Raw genomic sequence first — 21,096 nt, forward strand, 5'->3', positions numbered from 1 at the left:
CGGGCAGGCATTTTTAGCCCGGTGAGCGTTTCTCGCATCTCCCTATCTTGCACACCGCGCCCGATCGCATTTGCTGATCAAAAAGGGCCGCAGCCTTGGGCATCCGCCCGAAGTTGAATGTCGTTGGATGGTTGATGTTTTTAACCACCCAACGGGGCGCCGTCCACGGCGGCGCTCGCGTTTGAGATTGAAATTCATGACCGACGCTTTTGAAGCGCAGGGCGAGTTCGCGCCTGTGCAATCCGCTACCCACAACGAATTCACCGCCGCCATGGACACCGTGTCCGAGGCGCCCATCCTCGATGCGCTGGACGGCGCCGCCCCTGAGGCCGCCGCCGAAGAGCCCAGCGCTCCCAATGGCTTCATCAAGCTGGGCCTTGCGCCCGAGCTGATCGCCGCCGTGGCGGACATGGGCTTCACCCAGCCCACCGCCGTGCAGGAAAAGGTCGTTCCCATCGCCATGGGCGAGCAGAACGGCTCGGCCCCCTCGACGCGTTTCGTCGACCTGATGGTTTCGAGCCAGACCGGTTCGGGCAAGACCGCCGCCTTCCTGCTGCCCGTGCTGCACACCCTCATCAAGCGCCAGGCTGAAGCCGAGGCCGCTGCCCGGGCCGAATTCCAGCGCCTGGCCGCCGAAGCCGCCGCCCGCGGCGAAGCTCCGCCCAAGAAGGCGAAGCGTAAGGACCCGACCAACGCCCGCAACTTCAAGGCGGCCACTCCCGGCGCCCTGGTGCTGTGCCCCACGCGCGAACTCGCGCAGCAGGTCGCGCACGACGCCATCGAGCTGGTGCGCCACTGCCGCGGCCTGCGCATCGCGAACGTGGTGGGCGGCATGCCTTACCAGCTCCAGATCGCTCGTCTGCAGAACGCCGACCTCGTGGTCGCCACGCCGGGCCGCCTGCTCGACCTGCAGCGCTCGATGCAGATCAAGCTCGACCAGGTCAAATTCCTGGTGGTCGACGAAGCCGACCGCATGCTCGACCTGGGCTTTGCCGACGATCTGGCCGAGATCAACCAGCTCACCATCGAGCGCCAGCAGACCATGATGTTCAGCGCCACCTTCGCGCCGCGCATCCAGCAACTGGCCGCCCGCGTGATGCGCGAACCGCAGCGCGTGACCATCGACAGCCCGCAGGAAAAGCACGCCAACATCAAGCAGGTGCTGTTCTGGGCCGACAACGCCCAGCACAAGCGCAAGCTGCTCGACCACTGGCTGCGCGACACCAGCATCAACCAGGCCATCGTGTTCGCGAGCACGCAGGTCGAGTGCGACGGCCTCGCCAACGACCTGCAGCAGGACGGCTTCAGCGCCGTCGCGCTGCACGGCGCCCTGAGCCAGGGCCTGCGCAACCGCCGCCTGATGGCGCTGCGCAACGGCCAGGTGCAGATCCTGGTGGCCACCGACGTGGCTGCGCGCGGCATCGACGTGCCGACCATCACCCACGTCTTCAACTTCGGCCTGCCGATGAAGGCCGAGGACTACACCCACCGCATCGGCCGCACCGGCCGTGCCGGCCGCGACGGCATCGCCGTCACTTTCGCGGAATTCCGCGATCGCCGCCGGATCATGGACATCGAGCACTACAGCCGCCAGCAGTTCAAGGCCGAGGTGATCCCCGGCATGGAACCGCAGCAACGCATGCCGCAGTCGCGCCCTGATTTCGGTGGCCGTGGCGGCCGCGACGGTCACTCGCGCGACCGCAAGTTCGGCGGTGGCGGCGGCTACCGTGGCGGCAATGGCGGCGGCTATGCCGGCGCCAGCGGCTTCAACGACCGCAACTCGCGCGGCCCCGGTGCATCGGGCTCGCGTGGCGGCTACCAGGGCCAGAACGCCGGTTTCGGCGGCGGCCGTGACGAAGGCGGCAACGGCGGCGGCTATGGCCGCAAGCCGGGCTGGGGCGACAGCGCTCCGCGCGGCGGCCACGGTCACGGCGGCGGCCGCGGCGACGGCGGTTTCGCGCCCCGCGGCAATGGCGCCGGCCATGGCGGCCCGGGCAAGGTGTTCGTGCCCCGCGATGCGCAAAAGCGCGCGTTCAAGCCCACCCGCTGATCCTTCCGGGAAACGCACCTGACGGCTGCGCCCTCTCATCCTTGCGAAAGCCCGCGTTCTCACGAGCGCGGGCTTTTTCGTTTTACGATGACTGGAGCGCCAAACTTCGTTGGTTTACGTCGCAGCCCGATACAGCAGGCTCATCAGTACGCCGTCGCCTTCGCTCCGGCAGCAGCGGGACGCTATGTCGCTTGCTTCGCCTGCGACACAGGTGGGAGGCTCGCTCCCACGGCGTGATCGATGGCATACAGCCAGCGGCCGTCCACCTGTTTTCTCACGAGCTCAGCAGAGCTGCCCGAAACAACTATGGTGCCGTCGTTGTCAACCACATTCCAGTCAGCGCGCAGGAGTGCCAAGTCGCCGTGAGCGATACAGAAATGGTTGCGCGAGGTCATTCGGCCCGGTACCTGGAGTAGTTGCATCAGCGCTTTCTCGATGGACGCAAGCCCGGTTAGATCCACGCTGTCCCCATCCGTACGCAATACCGCGTCGGGTTCATAGAGTTGAAGCAGGTTCTCGATGCTGCGGCTGTTGAACGCCTCCACAAATGCCGCGTTCATGTGCTCCGGTAATGTGATGGCGAATGCCATGGTGTCACTCCCTTCATTGAAATGGGGATGATGGATGGTCCGCCCTGTACTCACCAAACGGAAAGGCACGAATGAAAGTCCTCCCCATTAGCGAACAGCGCCTCGATGTGCCCTCGCCTCGGCACTGCCTCCAATGTCCTGTCGAGGATTGGCTTGGTTTTCTTGGCCATCGCTGGAACGCACTGCTGCTGTGGCATTTGCAGGATGGCGCGCGGCGGCATGGGGAACTGGCGGCACTGCTCCCCGGCGTTTCGCCCAAGGTGTTGTCAGAACGATTGCAGGGATTGGAGGCGCGGGGATTGCTTGAGCGATTCCTGATCACTGGATTTCCGAGGGGCGTGGGCTATGGCTTGACATCGTTTGGCAAAGCGCTGGTGCCTGTCCTGAACCAGTTGGAAGTGTGGTCACGCCACTTCGATCATCCTGTCGCCTGAGGTGCCACTGTTCGACGTATCGGCGAGAAGTGCCGCTTGGCTCTTCAGCCTACACGCTGCCTTCCGTGCCGAATCACGACCATCCGCTTCCTTATCGCGGACCGTTACTTCGGACCTTCCGGGTTTCCGAGCACGCGGACGCCCGTCGAATTTGATTGACACTTCAATCGATGAAAAGTAATGTAATGGCGCATCGCTTCCCCGGGGTCGTTGCTCGACTGCCGGTTCTTCGACACCTGCTTTTCGACTTTCGACATGAAAATTGCGATTCTTGGGGGTGGTCATGGCGCCTACGCGGCTGCCGCGGACCTGTCTGAAACCGGTCATGAAGTGCGCCTGTGGCGCCGCGATGCCCAAGCGCTGCAGCCGTTGCTGCGCGCCGGCGCGATCACGCTGAAGGACGCCGACGGCTCGCGCGAGGTGCCCATCGCGCTCGCCACCGCCGACATCGGCGCCGCCATGCAGGGCGCCGAGCTGATCGTCATACCGACTCCTGCCATCGCCCAGCACGACATCGCGCTCGCGATGGCGCCGCACCTGGTCGACGGCCAGGTCGTCTTCCTGCCGCCGGGCACATTCGGCAGCTACGTGATGGCGCGCACCGTGAAGGATGCCGGCAGCCGCGCCGACGTGGCCTGGGCCGAAACCGGCACCTTGCCCTACCTGGCGCGCAAGCACGGCGAGCGCGAAGTCAACGTCACCATCCGCGCGATCCGCCTGCCGACCGGCGTCTATCCGGCCCGCAAGGAGGCGCAGGCCATCGAGGTGATCCGCAGGGCCTATCCGGCGGTGCATGGCTGCGGCGACGCGCTCTCGGGCGCGCTGATGAACGCGGGTCCCGTCATTCACCCGCCGCTGATGGTGATGAACGCCGCGCCGCTGCAGCACTTCGAGCGCTGGGACATTCATAACGAAGGCACGCAGCGCGCCGTGCGCGACGTGACCGACCGGCTCGACCAGGAGCGCATCGCGGTGCGCGAAGCCTTCGGGCAGGGCTCGCCGCACTATCCGCTGGCCGACCACTACAACAATGACCAGTGGATGTACGGCGACGCGCACAAGCAGCTCGTCAAGTCGGGCGACTGGCGCGAGAACATCGACCTGCACACGCACCGCTACATCACCGAGGACACCGAGCTCGGTCTCGCCTTCCTCGCCTCGGCCGCGCGCCATGCGGGCGTGGATGCACCCATCGCGCACGGCCTGCTGGCCATCGTCGGCGGTTTCCTCGGGCGCGACCTGCGGCGCGGCCCCCGTACCTTCGAGAGCCTGGGCTTCGCCGGCCTGAGTACCGCGCAGCTCAAGCAGAGGCTCCACGATGGTGAATGAAACCGCCTCGCTGCCTCGCTTCGCGGCCGTGGGCGCGGGCCGCATGGGGCGCGGCATCGCCATTGCTTTCGCGTATGCCGGCCACCGCATCTCGCTGATCGACCTGCGCCAGCGCACCGACGAGGCATGGGCGCGGCTGCGCGACGAAGCCAAGGCCGAGATCGACGCCAGCCTCTCGGGGCTCGCGCAGCTCGGCGTGATCGATGAGTCGAAGATCTCCGACATCGCCGCGCGCGTCGATCTGGTCGATGCCGCTGCCGCCCCGCGGGCACTGGCCGCCGCCGAGCTCGTGTTCGAGGGCGTGCCCGAAACCATGGAAGCCAAGCGCGAAGCCTTCGATCAGCTCAACCGCCATTGCCGCGACGACGCGATCCTCACCTCGACAACCAGCAGCATCCTGGTGACGCAGCTCGCCTCACTGGTGCGGCTGCCGGGGCGCTTCCTCAACATGCACTGGCTCAACCCGGCCTACGTGATTCCCGTGGTCGAGCTCAGCTGCCACCCCGGCACCGACGCCACGGTGCTCGCTCGCACGAAGGCGCTGATGGAAGAGATCGGCAAGCTGCCCGTGGTCTGCGGCGCGTCGCCCGGCTACATCGTGCCCCGCCTGCAGGCACTGGTGATGAACGAGGCCGCGCGGATGATCGAGGAGGGCGCCGCCACCGCGGAAGAAATCGACAAGGCCACGCGCTACGGCCTGGGCCTGCGTTTCGCGGCACTGGGCGTGGTGGAGTTCATCGACTTCGGCGGCTGCGACATCCTGCACTACGCGAGCCGCGAGATGTCGGCCTCGCTCGATGCGGGCCGCTACACCGCACCGACCATCGTCGGGAAGATGGTCGAGCAGGGCCGGCTCGGTCTCAAGAGCGGCAGCGGCTTCTACGACTACGCGGGCCGCGATGTCGCGGCCTACCGGCGCGACGTGCTCTCGCGCACGCTCGGCGAGCTGCGGCACGCGGGCCTGTGGCGTGCGCCTGCCGATCGGACCCTGTCATGACCAGCATCCGCCGCGCATTCGCCGACCTGTCGGTGGGGCAGGTGCACTACGCGGCATGCGGTGACCCTACGGCACCGGCCGTGCTGCTGCTGCACCAGTCGCCGCGCAGCTGGACCGAATACCGCCCGGTGCTGCCGCTGATCGGCGCGCGCCGCAGGGCCATCGCGATGGATACGGCCGGCTTCGGCGACTCCGCCGACGGCGGCGTGCCGGCGAGCATCGAGCAATGGGCACGCGTGGCCTGCGAGCTGCTCGATGCGCTTGGCATCGAGAAGGTCGACGTGGTGGGGCATCACACCGGCGGCGTCATCGCGCTCGAGCTTGCAGCGGCGTTTCCACAGCGGGTTCGCAGCCTGGTGCTGTCATCCACGCCGTACACCGACGAGACTTTTCGCAAGGCGCGTGCGCAGCGCCCGCCCATCGATGAAGTCGCACCGAGCGAAGACGGCACTCACCTCGCCGCGCTCTGGCAGAAGCGCCAGGGCTTCTATCCGGCCGGTCGTCCCGAGCTGCTAGAAGCCTTCGTGCTCGATGCATTGAAGGTCGCGCGTGTCGAGGAAGGGCACCGTGCCGTGGCGTCGTACCGCATGGAAGAGCGAATCGGCCGCATCGCGCAGCCGGTGCTGATCGTGCGCGCGACCCACGACCCTTTCGCCGCTCCGCATGCCGCTGAGCTGCAGCACCACCTGCCGCAGGCGCGCATCGTCGACATCGAAGGCGGCATGGTGCCGCTGCCCGACCAGATGCCCGATGCCTTTGCTCGCACGGTGCTCGATTTTCTGGAGAAGCAGCCTTGAAAGCTGTGCGTATCCATGGATTCGATGCCGTGCCCGTGCTGGAAGAGATCGCCGAGCCCACGGCACGGCCTGGGCGCACCATCGTGCGCATGGAGGCCGCGACGGTCGGGCACATCGACCGCACCGTGTGGCGCGGCAGCTTCCTCAGGCATCCGCCCTTGCCCTACACGCCGGGCGTGGAGGCTGCGGGCGTCGTCATCGCGAGCGGTCGCTACCAGCAGGAGCAGCGCGTCTGGCTGCGAGGAAGCGGCCTGGGCACGCTCTTCGACGGCACGTGGTGCGAGCAGATCGATGCGCCCGACGAGGCGCTGGGCCCGTTGCCCGACGACGTGCCGATGACTTTGGGCGCAGCCTTCTTCTCTCCGACGACGTCGGCGTGGGTGGCGCTGCATGAAGTCGCGAAGCTGAAGGCGGGCGAGCAGGTCCTGGTGACCGGGGCGAGCGGCGCCGTCGGTTCGCTCGTGATGCAGCTTGCGCGCGATGCCGGTTGTGCGGCCGTCGCGGTCGCTGCGGATGCGGAACCGCCTGCAGTGGCCAGCGCCGATCTGCTGATAGATACAGTCGGTGGCAGTGTGCTCGCGCGAACGCTGCCTGCAGTGCGCCCTGGCGGGCGGGCCGTTCTGGTCGGCTACACCGCGGGGCCCGTGCTCTCGCTCGACATCGCGCACTTTCTGCAGCGCGACGTGGCACTCTTGCCCCTCAACATGTTCAGGCGCGAAGCTCAAGGCCGCGCAGCGGCGCCCGAGTTGCTTGCCAGGCTCGCGGATGGCCGACTGAGCCTCGACGTGCGGCCGTTCGCGCTTGCGGATGCCGCTGCCGCACTCGACTGGATCGCGCAGCGCGGCCATCGCGGACGCGCCGTCCTCGTGCCCCGCCTCTGAGCGGCGGAGCCCCGGGGCTCAGTCTTCTTCCGGCTCGTCGCCGGGCGTGCGCACGTGCAGATCGATCATCTGCCGCAGCGTCTGTTTGAGCTCTTCCGCGCGCCGCAGCCCGAAGGGCTCGAGCACGCGCCGTTCGTGCTCGCGCGCCAGTTCCATCAGATGTTCGACCGCCTTGAGCCCCTTGCGCGTGATGCGCACCAGCGTGATGCGGCGATCACTCTCGTGGGGCAGGCGCTCGACCTGTCCCCGTGCTTCCATGCGGTCCAGCAGCCGCGTCACTGTCGGCTGCTTGGTCACGGTCACCTGCGCGAGCTGGCCGATGCTGATCGGCTCGCTGCCCGCGAGCGAGGCCATCACGCGCCACTCAGACACCGAGAAGCCCTGCTGGCGCGCCACTTCGTGGAACTCCGAGGAGATCAGCTGGCTGGCCTGCGCCAGCAGCGCAGGAAGGTAGTCATCGACGAAGCGATGCGATTCGACGGGTTGATCAGCCATGAAGGCACCTCACAGTCGCCACGGGCACGCTGCTTGCATGTCTAGGGTAATTCATGATTGTGGATACATTCATTTGTCAACATTATAGAAAGCACGGTGCAACCTCCTGGTCGCATCGTCCCACGACAGACAACAAGGACCCCGATGGCAGAGCGTTCGTTCGTTGAAGAAGTCAAGAAACTGCGGCTTTCTGGTGGGGAAGTCTTCAGGGGCGAGGGCATTCTGGCCGTCACCAAGGCCCTTCTGGAGTCGGGAGTTTCCTATGTGGCCGGCTACCAGGGTGCGCCCATCTCGCATCTGATGGACGTGCTGGCCGATGCGCAGGACATCCTCGCCGAGCAGGGCATCCGCTTCGAGAACAGTGCGAGCGAAGCCACCGCGGCCGCCACGCTCGCAGCCTCCGTCAACTACCCGCTGCGCGGTGCCGTCACCTTCAAGGCTACCGTGGGTACCAACGTGGCTTCCGACGCGCTGGCCAACCTGGCATCGGGCGGCGTGACCGGCGGCGCGCTCATCATCGTGGGCGAGGACTACGGCGAAGGCTCCTCGATCATGCAGGAGCGCAGCCACGCCTTCGCGATGAAGTCGCAGATCTGGCTGCTCGATCCGCGCCCCAACCTGCCCAGCATCGTCGATGCGGTGAAGCAGGGATTCGATCTCTCCGAGGCCAGCAACACGCCCGTGATGCTGCAGCTGCGCATCCGAGCCTGCCACGTGCATGGCCACTTCGTCGCGGGCGACAACAAGCGCGCTACGTTCACGCTGAAGGATGCGCTCGAGAACCCGCAGCGCGACGTGGGCCGCATCGTGCTGCCGCCTGCGAGCTTCGTCCATGAACAAGAGAAGGTGAAGGACCGCTGGCCCGCGGCCGTGCGCTTCATCGAGGAGCGCAAGCTCAACGAGTTCTTCTCGGAAGACGCCGACGACATCGGCATCATCGTCCAGGGCGGCAGCTACAACACGCTGGTACGCGCGCTCGAACGCATGGGCCTTGCGGACGTCTACGGCAACACACGGGTGCCGCTGTACGTGATGAACGTGGCCTACCCCGTCATCGAGAGCGAGGTGATCCGCTTCTGCGAAGGCAAGCGCGCGGTGCTCGTGGTGGAAGAGGGGCAGCCCAACTTCGTCGAGCAGAACCTCGCGACCATCCTGCGCCAGGCCGGGTCCTCCACGGTGTTGCACGGCAAGGACATGCTGCCGGTGGCCGGCGAATACACGGCCGCCGAGCTGCTCAAGGGCGCGCGCAGCTTCTGCGAGCGCTACGAGCGCCTCGCGCCGTTGCCGGTGCCCGCGCCGGTGCGCAAGGTGATCCCGCTGACCGAGGTCGCTGCCGAGCCCGCGCGGGCCGTCGCGCCGCTCAGCGAAGTGGTTCATGCCCGTCCGCCGGGCTTCTGCACCGGCTGCCCCGAGCGCCCCATCTTCAGCGCGATGAAGCTGGTCGAGCGCGAACTCGGCCCGCACCATGTGAGCGCCGACATCGGCTGCCACCTGTTCTCCATCCTGCCGCCCTTCAACATCGGCAACACCACCATGGGCTATGGCCTGGGCGGCGCGGGCGCAGCTGCGCTCAATGCGCCTGCAGGCAAGCGCGCGATCTCGATGATGGGCGACGGCGGCTTCTGGCATAACGGCCTGACCAGCGGCGTCGCCAACGCGGTCTTCAACAAGAGCGACAACCTCACCATCGTCGTCGACAACAACTACACCTCGGCCACCGGTGGGCAGGACATCCTCTCGTCGAACGCCGTCAACAAGACGCGCAGCACCGGCCACGAGATCGAGAGCGCCGTGCGCGGCGTGGGGGTGAAGTGGGTGAAGACGATGCGCCGCACCTATGACATCGCCGGCATGCGCGACGCGCTCAAGGAGGCACTGACCACCAAAGAGAAGGGCCCCAAGGTCCTGATCGCCCAGTCGGAATGCATGCTCAACAAGCAGCGCCGCGAGAAGCCGCTGGTGCGCAAGGCCATCGCCGACGGCAAGCGCATGGTGCGCGAGAAGTTCGGCGTCGATTCTGACACCTGCACCGGGGACCACTCCTGCATCCGCCTGTCGGGCTGTCCGTCGCTGTCGATCAAGCCCAACCCCGATCCGCTTCGCACCGACCCGGTCGCGGCGGTGCTCGACAGCTGCGTGGGCTGCGGTGTGTGCGGCGAGGTCTCGCACGCCGCGGTGCTGTGCCCCTCCTTCTACAAGGCGCAGATCGTGAGCAACCCCAGCCGCTGGGACCAGCTGCGCGAGCGCATGCGCGCAGCCGTCATCGGCTGGATGCAGCGCGGCGAGGCTCGCCGCCGTGAAGCCTATGCCTTCTGAAGCGATGACGAACACCAAGGCCCAGCCTATCAAGATCGCGATCCTCGCCATGGGCGGGGAGGGTGGCGGCGTGCTCGCGGACTGGATCGTCGACATGGGCGAGGCCAATGGCTACGTCGCCCAGACCACCTCCGTGCCCGGCGTGGCCCAGCGCACCGGCGCGACCATCTACTACGTCGAGCTGTACCCATCGTCGCAAGCAGAGAGCGACGGCGGCACGCCGGTGCTCGCGCTGATGCCGCTGCCGGGCGACGTCGACGTGGTGCTCGCATCCGAGCTGATGGAAGCCGGCCGTGCCGTGCAGCGCGGCCTGGTCACGCGCGAACGCACCACGCTGATCGCTTCCACGCACCGCGTGTTCTCCATCGCCGAGAAGAGCGCGATGGGCGACGGCCGCGTCGACAGCGGCCAGCTCCTCGCGCACACGGCCAACGCCGCCAAGCGCTTCATCCGCTTCGACATGGCCCAGGCCGCCGAGGCTTCGGGCAGCGTGATCAGTGCGGTGCTCTTCGGTGCGCTGGCAGGCTCGGGCGTGCTGCCCTTCAGCCGCGCGCAGTTCGAAGCGACCATCGAACGCGGCGGCGTGGGCGTGAAGCCCAGCCTCAAGGCCTTCGGTGCGGCGTTCGAGCGTGCACAGGGCGGTGACGATGGCGAGCCGGTGAAGGAAGCACCTATCGCCGCCCCAGCACCGCAGCCGCGCCACCCCGCCGTGCGCTCACTGGTCGAGCGCGTGCAGAACAGCTTCCCGGCCGAAGCGCAAGACCTGCTGCTCGAAGGCGTGCGCCGCCTCATCGACTACCAGGACCCGGCCTACGCCGGCCTCTACCTCGACCGCATGGCTTCCATCGCGGCCTTGCCCTCGGGCGATCGTCGCCTGCTTCGCGAGACTGCGCGCCACCTCGCGCTGTGGATGTCCTACGAAGACACCGCCCGCGTCGCGGCTCTCAAGACTCGCGCCACCCGCTTCGAGCGCGTGCGCGGCGAAGCGCGCGTGCAACCGGGACAGGTACTCGCCATCAACGAGTACATGCACCCGCGTCTGCAGGAGATCTGCGAGACCCTGCCCGGCGGCATCGGCCGCTGGCTGATGAACTCGACGCTGCCGAAGAAGATCGTCGAGCGCTTCACTCAGCACGGCCGCGTCATCCAGACCAGTTCGCTGCGCGGCTATCTCATGCTGCGCATGGTGGCTGCCTGCAAGCGCTGGCGCCTCTCCACCATGCGCTACGCCGAGGAGAACCGCCGCATCGAAGAATGGCTGCAGCGCATCGCCGCCACCGCGCAGCGCAATCCGGAGCTTGCCGTCGAACTGGCCCAGTGCCAGCGCCTCGTCAAGGGCTACAGCGACACGCACGCGCGCGGCATCCGCAACTACGACACCGTCATGCGTGCCTTCGAGCGCGCCGGCGACGCACTGGCGCCGGCCACGCTGCGCGAATTGCGCGACGCCGCATTGGCCGACGAGCATGGCCACAAGCTGCGGGCCGCACTGGTGCAGCACGCATTGGCCTGAGAAGAGACTCCGAAGATGACCGCACCCTCAGCCACCCTCTCATTGCGCGTCACCGAAGCGCGGCAACTGAACCCGCTGATCCGCATGCTGCGCCTGCGCGCCGACGACGGCCGCGCACTGCCCGGCTTCGCGGCCGGCGCCCATATCCGCGTGCAGGTGTCGCTCGCCGATGGCAAGACCGACTGGCGCCACTACTCGCTCATCAACTTCGACACGGCGCGCAACGCCACCAACGCACCGACCGAATACGTGATCGCGGTACGCAAGGAAGCCGAAGGCCGCGGCGGTTCGCGCTTCATGCACGAAGGGCTGAAAGAAGGCGACACCATCGCCATCGAGCCGCCGAAGAACGACTTCCCGCTGCACACCGGCCCCGGCGGCACGGTGCTCGTGGCGGGCGGCATCGGCGTGACGCCGCTGGCCACCATGGCTGCGCGCCGCCGGGCCGAGGGCGCGGCGGTGCGCATGCACTACGCCGGCCGCAGCCGCGAGCTGATGGCCTTCCTGCCCGAGCTGCAGGCGCTGCTGGGCGACGACCTGCACGTGCACGCCGATGCCGAGGTTGGCACGCCGCTGGCCATCGACACGCTGCTCGACAGCGTGCCCGCCGGCGACCGCCTCTACGTCTGCGGCCCCAAGGTCATGCTCGACGCGGTGCTCGAACGCACGCAGGCGCGCGGCTGGGAGCACGACCGCGTGCACTTCGAGCTCTTCACCGAGCCCGTCGCGGAAGAGGGCGACCAGCCCTTCGAGGTGGAGCTGGCCCAGTCCGGGCAGCGCTTCACCGTGCCGGCGGACCAGAGCATCCTCGACTGCCTCATCGAGCACGGCTGCGACCCCATGTTCGACTGCAAGCGCGGCGAATGCGGCGTGTGCGCAGTGCCCGTGCTGGAAGGCGAGATCGACCATCGCGACTACGTGCTCACCGCCCGCGAGAAGGCGCAAGGCACCGTCATGCAGATCTGCATCTCGCGCGCTAAGGGTGCGCGTCTGGTGCTCGACATCTGAAGCAAGGAGACATGAACGCCATGACCTCGTACAGAGACAACCCCGACGCCATTCGCGCGCTGGTGCAGAACGACCGGGTGCACCGCGACCTGTACACCAGCCAGGAACTCTTCGAGCTGGAGCAGGAGCACTTCTTCGCCAACACCTGGAACTACGTCGGCCACGAGAGCCAGTTGCCCAAGCCCGGCGACTGGATCAGCAACGAGATCGCAGGCCGCCCGCTGATCGTCGTGCGCCATTCCGACGTCAGCGTGCGCGTGATGATGAACCGCTGCGCCCACAAAGGCTCGCGCCTCGTCAACGGGCCCTGCGGCAACACTGGCAAGTTCTTCCGCTGCCCCTACCACGCCTGGACCTTCAAGACCGATGGCGCGCCCCTGGCGATTCCGCTGAAGACGGGCTACGAGAACACCCAGTTGCACGAGTGCGAATCGGGCAAGGGCCTGACTACCGTGAAACACGTGCGCAGCCACCGCGGCTTCATCTTCGTGAAGATCAACGATGCCGGCCCCGATTTCGACGAGTACTTCGGCGACTCGCTGAGTTCCATCGACAACATGGCCGACCGCTCGCCAGAGGGCGAGCTGGAGATCGCCGGCGGCTGCCTGCGCTTCATGCACCAGTGCAACTGGAAGATGTTCGTCGAGAACCTCAACGACACCATGCACCCGATGGTGGCGCACGAATCTTCGGCCGGCACCGCCAAGCGCATGTGGGCCGACAAGCCCGAGAGCGAGCCCAAGCCCATGGCGGTGGAGCAGTTCGTGCCCTTCATGTCCGACTACAAGTTCTTCGAGGACATGGGCATCCGCACCTACGACAACGGCCACAGCTTCACCGGCGTGCACTTCAGCATCCACAGCAAGTACAAGGCGATCCCCGAGTACGACAACGCGATGAAGGCCCGCTACGGCGAGGAGAAGACCGCGCAGATCCTCGGCATGGCGCGGCACAACACCGTCTACTACCCGAACCTCACGATCAAGGGCGCGATCCAGGCGATCCGCGTGGTCAAGCCGATTTCGGCCGACAGGACCCTCATCGAGAGCTGGACCTTCCGCCTCAAGGGCGCGCCGCCCGAGCTGCTGCAGCGCACGGCCATGTACAACCGCCTCATCAACTCGCCGTTCTCGGTGGTGGGCCACGACGACCTGCAGGCCTATCGCGGCATGCAGGCCGGCCTGCACGCGAGCGGCAATGAGTGGGTGAGCCTGCACCGCGACTACGACCCGGCCGAGCTGAAGGGCGGCGAGATCACGACCGGCGGCACCAACGAGCTTCCGATGCGTAATCAATACCGCAGCTGGGTGCAACGCATGACGGAGACGATGTGATGGCCGGCACCGCGTCAGAAATCACCCGCCAGGATCTGATCGACTTCGTCGTGAACGAAGCGCACCTGCTCGACACCCGCCGCTACGAGGAGTGGAACGCGCTCTTCACCGACGATGCCTTCTACTGGGTGCCGCTGATTCCCGACCAGGAAGACGGCCTCAACCACACCTCGCATCTCTACGAGGACAAGCTGCTGCGCGAGTTGCGCATCGAGCGCCTGAAGAGCCCGCGTGCCTTCTCGCAGCAGCCGCCGAGCCGCTGCCACCACCTGCTGCAGGTGCCGGTGGTCGAGCAGTTCGATGCCGGATCCAACCGCTACGTGGTGCGCACCTCGTTCCACTACACCGAGTCGCAGGGCGACGAGATCCAGTTCTACGTGGGCACCTTCTTCCACCACCTCACGGTGCAGGACGGCGCGCTGCGCATGACGCTCAAGCGCGTCAACCTTCTCAACTGCGACGCGGCCCTGCCGGCCGTGCAGCTCTTCATCTAGCCGGGACGCGAGTGATGCCCCACGCCACCGTCCACGACGTCTTCGCGGCCACCGCGGCCCGCACGCCGCAGGCTGAATTCCTCTTCACCGAATCCGTGACCGCCGCCGCCTACGGCATCGAAGCGGGCGCCATCCGCTGGGGTGAAGCCGCTGCGCAGATCGAACGCCTGCGTGCCGCTTATGCGCAAGCCGGCTACGGCCACGGCCATCGCGTCGGCCTGCTGCTGGAGAACCGGCCGGCTTTCATCTTCCACTGGCTCGCGCTGAACGCACTGGGCGTGAGCGTGGTGCCGATCAACTCGGAGATGCGCTCGGCCGAGCTGGTCTACCTGATCGGCCACAGCGAGATCGGGCTGGCCGTAACGCTGCCCGAACGCGCTGCCGACCTGCGCGCGGCGGCCGCACAGGCAGGCATCGCCTTCGAGACCATGGGCCCCGACGACGCGGTACCGCCCGCGAAGACAGCTGCGCCGCGTGCTGGTGAGCCCGTGGGCATCGACACCGAATGCGGCCTGCTCTACACCTCGGGCACCACCGGGCGCCCCAAGGGCTGCATCCTGAGCAATGCGTATTTCCTGCGCGCAGGCGAGTGGTATGCGGCGCTAGACGGCGTGTGCAGCATCCGGCCCGACAAGGAGCGCGTGATCACGCCGCTGCCGCTCAACCACATGAACGCGATGGCCTTCTCCACCATGGTGGTGCTGGTCGCGGGCGGCTGCCTGGTGCAGCTCGACCGTTTCCATCCGAAGAGCTGGCTGGCGAGCGCGAAGGAAAGCGGCGCGACCATCGTCCACTACCTGGGCGTGATGCCCGCGATGCTGCTGTCGGCACCCGCATCGGCCGTCGACCGCGACCATGCCATCCGCTGGGGCTTCGGCGCCGGCGTGGACCGCAAGAACCACGCGCCGTTCGAGGAGCGCTTCGGCTTTCCGCTGGTGGAGGCCTGGGCCATGACGGAGACCGGCGCGGCCGCCTGCATCATGGCCAACCGGGAGCCGCGCCTGGTGGGCACCAGCTGCTTCGGCCGGCAGGAGGACTTCGTCGAGATCCGCCTCGTGGGCGACGACGGCAGTGAAGTCGGCGTCGATGCGCCGGGCGAACTGCTGGTGCGCTCGGCCGGCCCGGACCCGAGGCGCCATTTCTTCTCCGGCTACCTGAAGGACGAGGAGGCCACGCGCGAGGCCTGGGCCGACGGCTGGTTCCACACCGGCGATCTGGTGCGCCGCGATGCAGAGGGCAACTTCTTCTTCGTCGATCGCAAGAAGAACGTGATCCGCCGCAGCGGCGAGAACATCTCGGCCGTCGAAGTCGAGAGCGTGCTCAACCAGCATCCGGCGGTGAAGGCATCGGCCGTGGCCGCCACGCCCGACGAAGTGCGCGGAGACGAGGTGCTCGCCTGCATCGTGATGCGCGAAGGCGCCGATGCCTCGCAGCCCGAACAGACCGCGGCCAGTATCGTCCAGCACGCGCTGGCACAGCTCGCCTACTACAAGGCGCCCGGCTACGTGGCCTTCGTCGATGCGCTGCCGCTCACGCCCTCGCAGAAGATCCAGCGCGGGCAGCTGCGCGAGATGGCGCAGTCGCTTCCAGGCCAGGCCCATTGCATCGACACCCGCTCGATGAAGAAGAGGCAGGCATGACGGGCAAGCGGCTTTCCTACGAAGGCGTGGCGGTCGCGGTGCCCGTCACCGTGCCTTACGTGCGCTATTCCACGCGCACCGCGCATTGGTTCGTCGGCCAGGCGGTCGAGGCGCTGGTGAAATCCAGCGGCGTGCCCAAGGAGCAGATTGACGGCCTGTGCCTCAGCAGCTTCTCGCTCGCGCCTGACACGGCGGTGGGCGTTACCCAGCATCTGGGCCTGTCGCCGCGCTGGCTCGACCACGTGCCCACCGGCGGTGCCTCGGGCGTGATGTGCCTGCGCCGTGCGGCGCGCGCCGTGCAGGCGGGCGATGCCGACATCGTGGCCTGCGTGGGTGCCGACACCAACCATGTCGATTCCTTCCGCCAGACGCTGGGCAGCTTCAGCAACTTCGCGCGCGATGCGAGCTACCCCTACGGCTCGGGCGGCCCCAACTCGATCTTCGCCTTCATCACCGCCAACTACATGCGCACCTACGGTGCAAGGCGTGAAGACTTCGGCCGCATCTGCGTCGACCAGCGCACCAACGCGCTGGGCAACCCGAACGCGATGTTCAAGAAGGCTCTCACGCTCGACGAGTACATGGCCGCGCGGCCGATCTCCGACCCGATCCACCTGTTCGACTGCGTGATGCCCTGCGCCGGCGCCGACGCCTTCCTTGTGATGAGCGAGGAGCGCGCGCGCGACCTGGGCCTGGCGCACGTGGTGATCCGCGGCGCCATCGAGCGCCACAACGCCTACGCCGAAGACCCGGTGATGGTGCAGGGCGGCTGGCGCAAGGACCGCGACGACCTGTACGCGCAAGCCGGCATCCAGCCCGCGGAACTCGACTTCGTGCAGACCTACGACGACTACCCCGTCATCGTGATGATGCAGTTCGAGGACCTGGGTTTCTGCGAAAAGGGCGAGGGCCCGGCCTTCGTGCAGGCCAACACCATGACCTTCGACGGCAGCTTTCCGAACAACACCAGCGGCGGCCAGCTCTCGGCCGGACAGGCTGGTGCGGCGGGCGGCTTCCTCGGCATGGTCGAGGCGATTCGCCAGTTGACCGATCAGGCCGGAAAGCGCGCCGTGCCGAATGCCCAGCTGGGCCTTGTCGCCGGCTTCGGCATGGTGACCTACGACCGTTGCCTGTGCACAGGCGCGGTGATCCTGGGGAGACCCGCATGACGATGCCCCTGATGCGCCCCCCGCGCAAGAACCCGGTGCTGCGCACCCGGCAGATGAACCTGCCGCCCGGCGCGCGCGGCCGCGTGGCGCTGGGTCTCACCGCTGCCGCGGCCGAAGGCCGCTTCGAACTCCAGACCTGCGACGACTGCGGCACGGTGCAGTACCCGCCGCGCGAGGTCTGCCACAGATGCCTCTCCGCCGCGCTGCGCTGGCGGCAGCAAAGCGGCGAGGGCGAGCTGCTCGGCAGCACGACGCTGCATCACAGCAACGACCTGTTCTTCCGCGAGCGGCTGCCCTGGCGGCTGGGCCTGGTTCACCTGGATGCCGGCCCCACGCTCATGGTCCACCTTCATGGCGAGGTTGGCGACGCGCCGCAGAGGGTGCGCGTAGGCGCCCGGCTCGACCGCGCGGGCCAGGCCGTTCTCATTGGTTTTCCGAACGAAGGGAGTCCCCACATGGCCGACGACAAGATGCTGCGCGAGATGACCAGCGACCCCAAGTTCCGCAAGGTGCTGGTGACCGACGGCAAGACCGAGACCGGCCAGGCGATCGTGCGCGCCCTGGTCAAGGCCGGCGCCGACATCGTCTGGGTCGGCCACGCCGAGCCCTGGAAGAAGATGGGCGACGGCCTCGACGACATCTCGGCGCTGCCGCAGGTCACGCTGGTGCCGCTGGACCTGACTAACGGCCGGCAGGTGACGGAGCTCGCGGGCTCCATCGGCGGCAAGGTCGACATCGTCATCAACAACGCGGAGGTGCACCGCACCTTCGGCATCGGCGCGCGGCGTGGCACCGACGTGGCCAAGGCCGAGATGGACATCAACTACTTCGGCCTGCTGCGCCTCGCGCAGGAGTTCGGTCCCGCGCTCAAGGGCCGCTCGGCCGACGGCGTGACGGGCGCGACGGCGTGGGTGAACCTGCTGTCGATCTACGCGTTGAGCAACTTCCCGCCGCACGGCACCTTCAGCGCATCGAAGGCGGCGGCGCATTCGCTCGCGCAGTGCCTGCGCGCGGAGATGCGGCCGGCGGGCATCCGCGTGATCAACGTGTTCCCGGGCCCCATCGACGACGAATGGAACCAGCACACGCCGCCGCCCAAGCTCGCGCCCCCGGCGCTGGCCAACGCCATCGTGAAGGCGCTGCGTGATGGCGTGGAAGACGTGTACCCCGGCGACGTGGCGCAGGAGTGGCTGGAGCGCTGGCGCGACAACCCGAAAGTGCTCGAGCGCGAGCTGGCTGCAGGCGGTTGAGACAGGAGCCGAACGAATGACCACCACAACCGAACTGATGTCCGCAGCCGAAATCCTCGGCGGCCTCGTGACCGCCATGGCAAGCGGCCGTATCCGCGTGATCGACCTCACGCAGACGCTGACGCCCGAGTTCCCGCAGATCGCGCTGCCGCCCGAAATGGGCCAGTGCTGGCCCTTCCGCATCGAGGAGGTGTCGAAGTACGACGAGCGCGGCCCGGGCTGGTACTGGAACAACTTCTCCTGCGGCGAGCACACCGGCACGCACTTCGACGCGCCGATCCACTGGATCTCGGGACGCGACCTGCCGAACAACTCGGTGGACACCATTCCCGTGCAGCACTTCGTGGCGCCGGCCTGCGTGATCGACTGCTCGCCGCAGGTGAAGGACGACCCCGACTACCTGCTGACCCTGGAAGACATCGAGGCCTACGAGGCAGCGCATGGCCGCATCCCGAAGGGTGCGTGGGTGCTGATGCGCACCGACTGGTCCAAGCGCACCGACCCCGAGGCCTATCAGAACTTCGACGAGACCGGCCAGCACACGCCTGGACCGAGCACGGCGGCCGTGCGCTTCCTTGTCGAGCAGCGCGACGTGCTGGGCTTCGGCTCCGAAGCCATCGGCACCGACGCGGGGCAGGGCTATCACCTGCGCCCGCCGTACCCGTGCCATTACTACATGCACGGCGCGGGCCGCTACGGCCTGCAGTGCCTGAGCAACCTCGACCTGCTGCCGCCTTCCGGCGCGGTGCTGATCTGCCCGCCGCTGAAGATCGAGAAGGGCAGCGGCAGTCCGCTGCGCGTGCTGGCGCTGGTGGGAGCATCGGCATGAGCGGCACCGCACCCAAGGTCGCGGCCGTCACCGGCGGCAGCGCAGGCATCGGCAGGGCCATCTGCGAAGACCTGCTCGCGCAGGGCTACGAGGTGGTGTCGCTCGCGCGCCGCAAGGCCGAGATCGACCATCCGAAACTGCACAGCATCGAGGTCGACCTGAGCGACCGCTCCGCCACCGGCGATGCGGTGCGCGAACTAGTGGAGCGTTTCTCTCCCACCACCATCGTCCACAACGCGGGCGTGATCCGCGCCGCGCTGCTGCCCGAGGTGAAGCTCGACGACCTCGACGCGCTGGTCGACCTGCACCTGGGCTGTGCGATCCAGCTCGTGCAAGGTGCATTGCCCGCGATGCGCGCGCAGCGCTTCGGCCGCGTGGTGCTGCTGTCTTCGCGCGCCGCGCTGGGGCTGGCCACGCGCACCAGCTATTCGGCCACCAAGGCCGGCATGCTGGGCATGGCGCGCACCTGGGCGCTGGAACTCGCGGCCGACGGCATCACGGTGAACGTGGTGGCGCCGGGACCCATCCGCACCGACATGTTCTACGACGTGGTCGAGGCCGGCAGCGAGAAGGAGCGCGCACTCGCCGCCTCGGTGCCCGTCAAGCGCCTGGGCGAGTCGGCCGACGTGGCACGGGCTGTGCGTTTCTTCGCGGACGCCGACAACAGTTTCGTCACCGGCCAGGTGCTGTACGTGTGCGGCGGCACCAGCGTCGGCAGCCTGGCCCTCTGACCCGGATCCATCTTTTCGCGTTCTCGTCACCCAAAAAAACCACCTCTGGAGCACCGCCATGAAAGTACTGAACCGAATTCGCACATTCGCGGCCATCGCCGCGGGCCTCGGCGCGCTGAGCGCCGCGAGCGCGTGGGCCGCCGACCTCAAGGTCGGCTTCATCACGTCGCTGTCCGGCCCGGTGTCGTCGCTGGGCATTCCGTACGACAAGGGCATGAAGGCGGCTCAGGCCTACAAGTCGGAAGTCGGCGGCCGCAAGGTGCAGGTGATCGCGCTGGACGACGCCTCCGATCCGTCTACGGCGGCGCGCAACGCGCGCAAGCTGATCGAGGAGGACAAGGTCGACGTCATCATCGGCACGGCCGGTGCGCCGGGCTCGCTGGCCATCGCCGGCGTGGCGCGCGAGACGAAGACGCCGCTGATATCCATCGCCAACGCCGACCTGCCGGGCGAGGAGGGCGCGTGGATGGTGACGCTGCCGCAGCCCGCGCCGCTGATGATGGGTGCGATGGTCGAGAAGATGAAGCAGTCGGGCGTGAAGACGGTGGCCTACATCGGCTACTCCGACGCGTGGGGCGACCTGGTGTATGACGCGCTCATGAAGTCGGCGCCCGCCGCCGGCATCAAGGTGGTGTCGAACGAGCGCTATGCGCGTGCCGATTCGTCGGTGGCCGGCCAGGTGCTGAAGATCGTGGCGCTGCGCCCCGACGCGGTGATCACCGGCGCATCCGGCACGCCCGGCGCGCTGCCCTACCTGGCGCTGCAGGAACGCGGCTACAAGGGAAAGATCTACGGCATGCACTCGCTGATCAACCCCGACTTCATCCGCGTCGGCGGTGCGTCGGTGGAAGGGCTGCTGGCACCCACTGGCCCGGTGGTGGTGGCCGAGCAACTGCCCGACGCCAACCCGATGAAGAAGATCGCGATGGACTTCCGCGCCGCCTTCCAGAAGGCCAACGGCGCGCCGCCCACCGACACCTTCTCGGCCTACAGCTTCGACGCCTGGCTGATCTACCTCGACGCGGCACAGCGCGCGTTGGCCGGCAAGGCCGAGCCCGGCACGCCGCAGTTCCGCCTCGCGCTGCGCGACGCCATCGTGAGCACCAAGGAGTTGGTGGGCACGCACAGCGTCTACAACTTCAAGCCGACCGACCGCTACGGCTCTGACGACCGCTCGCGCGTCGTCGTGAGGCTCGACAAGGGCCAATGGAAGCTGGTTCCCTGAAACCCCCGACGTGA

19 protein-coding genes are annotated in these 21,096 nt (G+C 67.6%); 17 read left to right on the forward strand and 2 right to left on the reverse strand.

The window, feature by feature from the left end; genetic code table 11:
* Positions 1-196 precede the first annotated feature (196 nt).
* Complete coding sequence (locus ABL838_RS08555) at positions 197-2,050, forward strand: DEAD/DEAH box helicase (protein WP_418125046.1); 1,854 nt, start codon at positions 197-199, stop codon at positions 2,048-2,050.
* 182 nt (positions 2,051-2,232) lie between these two features.
* Here the strand turns inward: ABL838_RS08555 and ABL838_RS08560 are convergent, their stop codons facing one another.
* A complete protein-coding gene (locus tag ABL838_RS08560; protein WP_418125047.1) occupies positions 2,233-2,640 on the reverse strand; it encodes a YybH family protein in 408 nt (135 codons plus the stop codon).
* 71 nt (positions 2,641-2,711) lie between these two features.
* On the opposite strand from ABL838_RS08560, the gene ABL838_RS08565 reads away from it, so the two are divergent.
* The 5 genes from ABL838_RS08565 to ABL838_RS08585 all read left to right on the forward strand — a co-directional run bounded on the left by ABL838_RS08565 (position 2,712) and on the right by ABL838_RS08585 (position 7,078).
* Positions 2,712-3,074, forward strand: a complete 363-nt coding sequence (locus ABL838_RS08565) for a winged helix-turn-helix transcriptional regulator (RefSeq protein WP_184635643.1) — start codon at positions 2,712-2,714, stop codon at positions 3,072-3,074.
* Positions 3,075-3,329: 255 nt separating this feature from the next.
* A complete protein-coding gene (locus tag ABL838_RS08570) occupies positions 3,330-4,403 on the forward strand; it encodes an NAD/NADP-dependent octopine/nopaline dehydrogenase family protein (protein ID WP_126022752.1) in 1,074 nt (357 codons plus the stop codon).
* On the forward strand, positions 4,393-5,400 hold the full coding sequence (locus ABL838_RS08575) for a 3-hydroxybutyryl-CoA dehydrogenase (RefSeq protein ID WP_418125048.1): 1,008 nt from the start codon (positions 4,393-4,395) through the stop codon (positions 5,398-5,400). The genes ABL838_RS08570 and ABL838_RS08575 overlap by 11 nt, the downstream gene beginning before the upstream one ends.
* Complete coding sequence (locus ABL838_RS08580; RefSeq protein WP_418125049.1) at positions 5,397-6,197, forward strand: alpha/beta fold hydrolase; 801 nt, start codon at positions 5,397-5,399, stop codon at positions 6,195-6,197. Before ABL838_RS08575 ends, ABL838_RS08580 begins: the two co-directional genes overlap by 4 nt.
* A 5-nt stretch (positions 6,198-6,202) precedes the next feature.
* Positions 6,203-7,078: a quinone oxidoreductase family protein gene (locus tag ABL838_RS08585; protein ID WP_418125849.1), complete on the forward strand. Its 876-nt coding sequence runs from the start codon at positions 6,203-6,205 to the stop codon at positions 7,076-7,078.
* An 18-nt stretch (positions 7,079-7,096) separates the two neighbouring features.
* Here the strand turns inward: ABL838_RS08585 and ABL838_RS08590 are convergent, their stop codons facing one another.
* A complete protein-coding gene (locus ABL838_RS08590) occupies positions 7,097-7,573 on the reverse strand; it encodes a MarR family winged helix-turn-helix transcriptional regulator (RefSeq protein WP_126022757.1) in 477 nt (158 codons plus the stop codon).
* 144 nt (positions 7,574-7,717) lie between these two features.
* Here ABL838_RS08590 and ABL838_RS08595 point away from each other — a divergent pair, with 144 nt between their 5' ends.
* Genes ABL838_RS08595 through ABL838_RS08645 form a run of 11 tightly spaced genes read left to right on the forward strand, consistent with a single transcriptional unit; the run spans position 7,718 to position 21,082 of the window.
* The gene (locus ABL838_RS08595; protein ID WP_418125050.1) at positions 7,718-9,889 is read left to right on the forward strand and encodes a thiamine pyrophosphate-dependent enzyme; all 2,172 of its coding nucleotides are present in this window, start codon (positions 7,718-7,720) and stop codon (positions 9,887-9,889) included.
* Between the two features lie 4 nt (positions 9,890-9,893).
* Positions 9,894-11,402 (forward strand): indolepyruvate oxidoreductase subunit beta family protein, encoded by a 1,509-nt coding sequence (locus ABL838_RS08600; RefSeq protein ID WP_418125051.1) that lies wholly within the window; start codon positions 9,894-9,896, stop codon positions 11,400-11,402.
* 15 nt (positions 11,403-11,417) lie between these two features.
* Complete coding sequence (locus ABL838_RS08605) at positions 11,418-12,410, forward strand: PDR/VanB family oxidoreductase (protein ID WP_418125052.1); 993 nt, start codon at positions 11,418-11,420, stop codon at positions 12,408-12,410.
* Between the two features lie 20 nt (positions 12,411-12,430).
* A complete protein-coding gene (locus tag ABL838_RS08610; RefSeq protein WP_418125053.1) occupies positions 12,431-13,744 on the forward strand; it encodes an aromatic ring-hydroxylating dioxygenase subunit alpha in 1,314 nt (437 codons plus the stop codon).
* The gene (locus ABL838_RS08615) at positions 13,744-14,238 is read left to right on the forward strand and encodes an aromatic-ring-hydroxylating dioxygenase subunit beta (protein WP_418125054.1); all 495 of its coding nucleotides are present in this window, start codon (positions 13,744-13,746) and stop codon (positions 14,236-14,238) included. Before ABL838_RS08610 ends, ABL838_RS08615 begins: the two co-directional genes overlap by 1 nt.
* A gap of 14 nt (positions 14,239-14,252) precedes the next feature.
* Entirely contained in the window at positions 14,253-15,878 is a 1,626-nt protein-coding gene (locus ABL838_RS08620) for an AMP-binding protein (RefSeq protein ID WP_418125055.1), read from the forward strand.
* Positions 15,875-17,047, forward strand: coding sequence for a thiolase family protein (locus ABL838_RS08625; protein WP_418125056.1), 1,173 nt, complete (start codon positions 15,875-15,877; stop codon positions 17,045-17,047). The genes ABL838_RS08620 and ABL838_RS08625 overlap by 4 nt, the downstream gene beginning before the upstream one ends.
* A complete protein-coding gene (locus ABL838_RS08630) occupies positions 17,044-18,297 on the forward strand; it encodes an SDR family NAD(P)-dependent oxidoreductase (RefSeq protein ID WP_126022766.1) in 1,254 nt (417 codons plus the stop codon). The genes ABL838_RS08625 and ABL838_RS08630 overlap by 4 nt, the downstream gene beginning before the upstream one ends.
* 16 nt (positions 18,298-18,313) lie before the next feature.
* Positions 18,314-19,126 (forward strand): cyclase family protein, encoded by an 813-nt coding sequence (locus ABL838_RS08635; protein ID WP_126022767.1) that lies wholly within the window; start codon positions 18,314-18,316, stop codon positions 19,124-19,126.
* Entirely contained in the window at positions 19,123-19,857 is a 735-nt protein-coding gene (locus ABL838_RS08640) for an SDR family NAD(P)-dependent oxidoreductase (RefSeq protein WP_418125057.1), read from the forward strand. The genes ABL838_RS08635 and ABL838_RS08640 overlap by 4 nt, the downstream gene beginning before the upstream one ends.
* A gap of 58 nt (positions 19,858-19,915) precedes the next feature.
* Complete coding sequence (locus tag ABL838_RS08645; protein WP_126022769.1) at positions 19,916-21,082, forward strand: ABC transporter substrate-binding protein; 1,167 nt, start codon at positions 19,916-19,918, stop codon at positions 21,080-21,082.
* The last annotated feature ends 14 nt before the right edge of the window (positions 21,083-21,096 follow it).

The sequence above is a fragment of the Variovorax sp. 160MFSha2.1 genome (assembly GCF_048305075.1).
Taxonomy (GTDB): Bacteria; Pseudomonadota; Gammaproteobacteria; order Burkholderiales; family Burkholderiaceae_C; genus Variovorax; species Variovorax guangxiensis.

Excerpts from the sequence above, each read along its gene's own strand:
- ABL838_RS08555 (WP_418125046.1), top strand. The coding sequence starts at position 197 with ATGACCGACGCTTTTGAAGCGCAGGGCGAGTTCGCGCCTGTGCAATCC.
- ABL838_RS08560 (WP_418125047.1), bottom strand. The coding sequence starts at position 2,640 with ATGGCATTCGCCATCACATTACCGGAGCACATGAACGCGGCATTTGTG.
- ABL838_RS08565 (WP_184635643.1), top strand. The coding sequence starts at position 2,712 with ATGAAAGTCCTCCCCATTAGCGAACAGCGCCTCGATGTGCCCTCGCCT.
- ABL838_RS08570 (WP_126022752.1), top strand. The coding sequence starts at position 3,330 with ATGAAAATTGCGATTCTTGGGGGTGGTCATGGCGCCTACGCGGCTGCC.
- ABL838_RS08575 (WP_418125048.1), top strand. The coding sequence starts at position 4,393 with ATGGTGAATGAAACCGCCTCGCTGCCTCGCTTCGCGGCCGTGGGCGCG.
- ABL838_RS08580 (WP_418125049.1), top strand. The coding sequence starts at position 5,397 with ATGACCAGCATCCGCCGCGCATTCGCCGACCTGTCGGTGGGGCAGGTG.
- ABL838_RS08590 (WP_126022757.1), bottom strand. The coding sequence starts at position 7,573 with ATGGCTGATCAACCCGTCGAATCGCATCGCTTCGTCGATGACTACCTT.
- ABL838_RS08595 (WP_418125050.1), top strand. The coding sequence starts at position 7,718 with ATGGCAGAGCGTTCGTTCGTTGAAGAAGTCAAGAAACTGCGGCTTTCT.
- ABL838_RS08600 (WP_418125051.1), top strand. The coding sequence starts at position 9,894 with ATGACGAACACCAAGGCCCAGCCTATCAAGATCGCGATCCTCGCCATG.
- ABL838_RS08605 (WP_418125052.1), top strand. The coding sequence starts at position 11,418 with ATGACCGCACCCTCAGCCACCCTCTCATTGCGCGTCACCGAAGCGCGG.
- ABL838_RS08610 (WP_418125053.1), top strand. The coding sequence starts at position 12,431 with ATGACCTCGTACAGAGACAACCCCGACGCCATTCGCGCGCTGGTGCAG.
- ABL838_RS08615 (WP_418125054.1), top strand. The coding sequence starts at position 13,744 with ATGGCCGGCACCGCGTCAGAAATCACCCGCCAGGATCTGATCGACTTC.
- ABL838_RS08620 (WP_418125055.1), top strand. The coding sequence starts at position 14,253 with ATGCCCCACGCCACCGTCCACGACGTCTTCGCGGCCACCGCGGCCCGC.
- ABL838_RS08625 (WP_418125056.1), top strand. The coding sequence starts at position 15,875 with ATGACGGGCAAGCGGCTTTCCTACGAAGGCGTGGCGGTCGCGGTGCCC.
- ABL838_RS08630 (WP_126022766.1), top strand. The coding sequence starts at position 17,044 with ATGACGATGCCCCTGATGCGCCCCCCGCGCAAGAACCCGGTGCTGCGC.
- ABL838_RS08635 (WP_126022767.1), top strand. The coding sequence starts at position 18,314 with ATGACCACCACAACCGAACTGATGTCCGCAGCCGAAATCCTCGGCGGC.
- ABL838_RS08640 (WP_418125057.1), top strand. The coding sequence starts at position 19,123 with ATGAGCGGCACCGCACCCAAGGTCGCGGCCGTCACCGGCGGCAGCGCA.
- ABL838_RS08645 (WP_126022769.1), top strand. The coding sequence starts at position 19,916 with ATGAAAGTACTGAACCGAATTCGCACATTCGCGGCCATCGCCGCGGGC.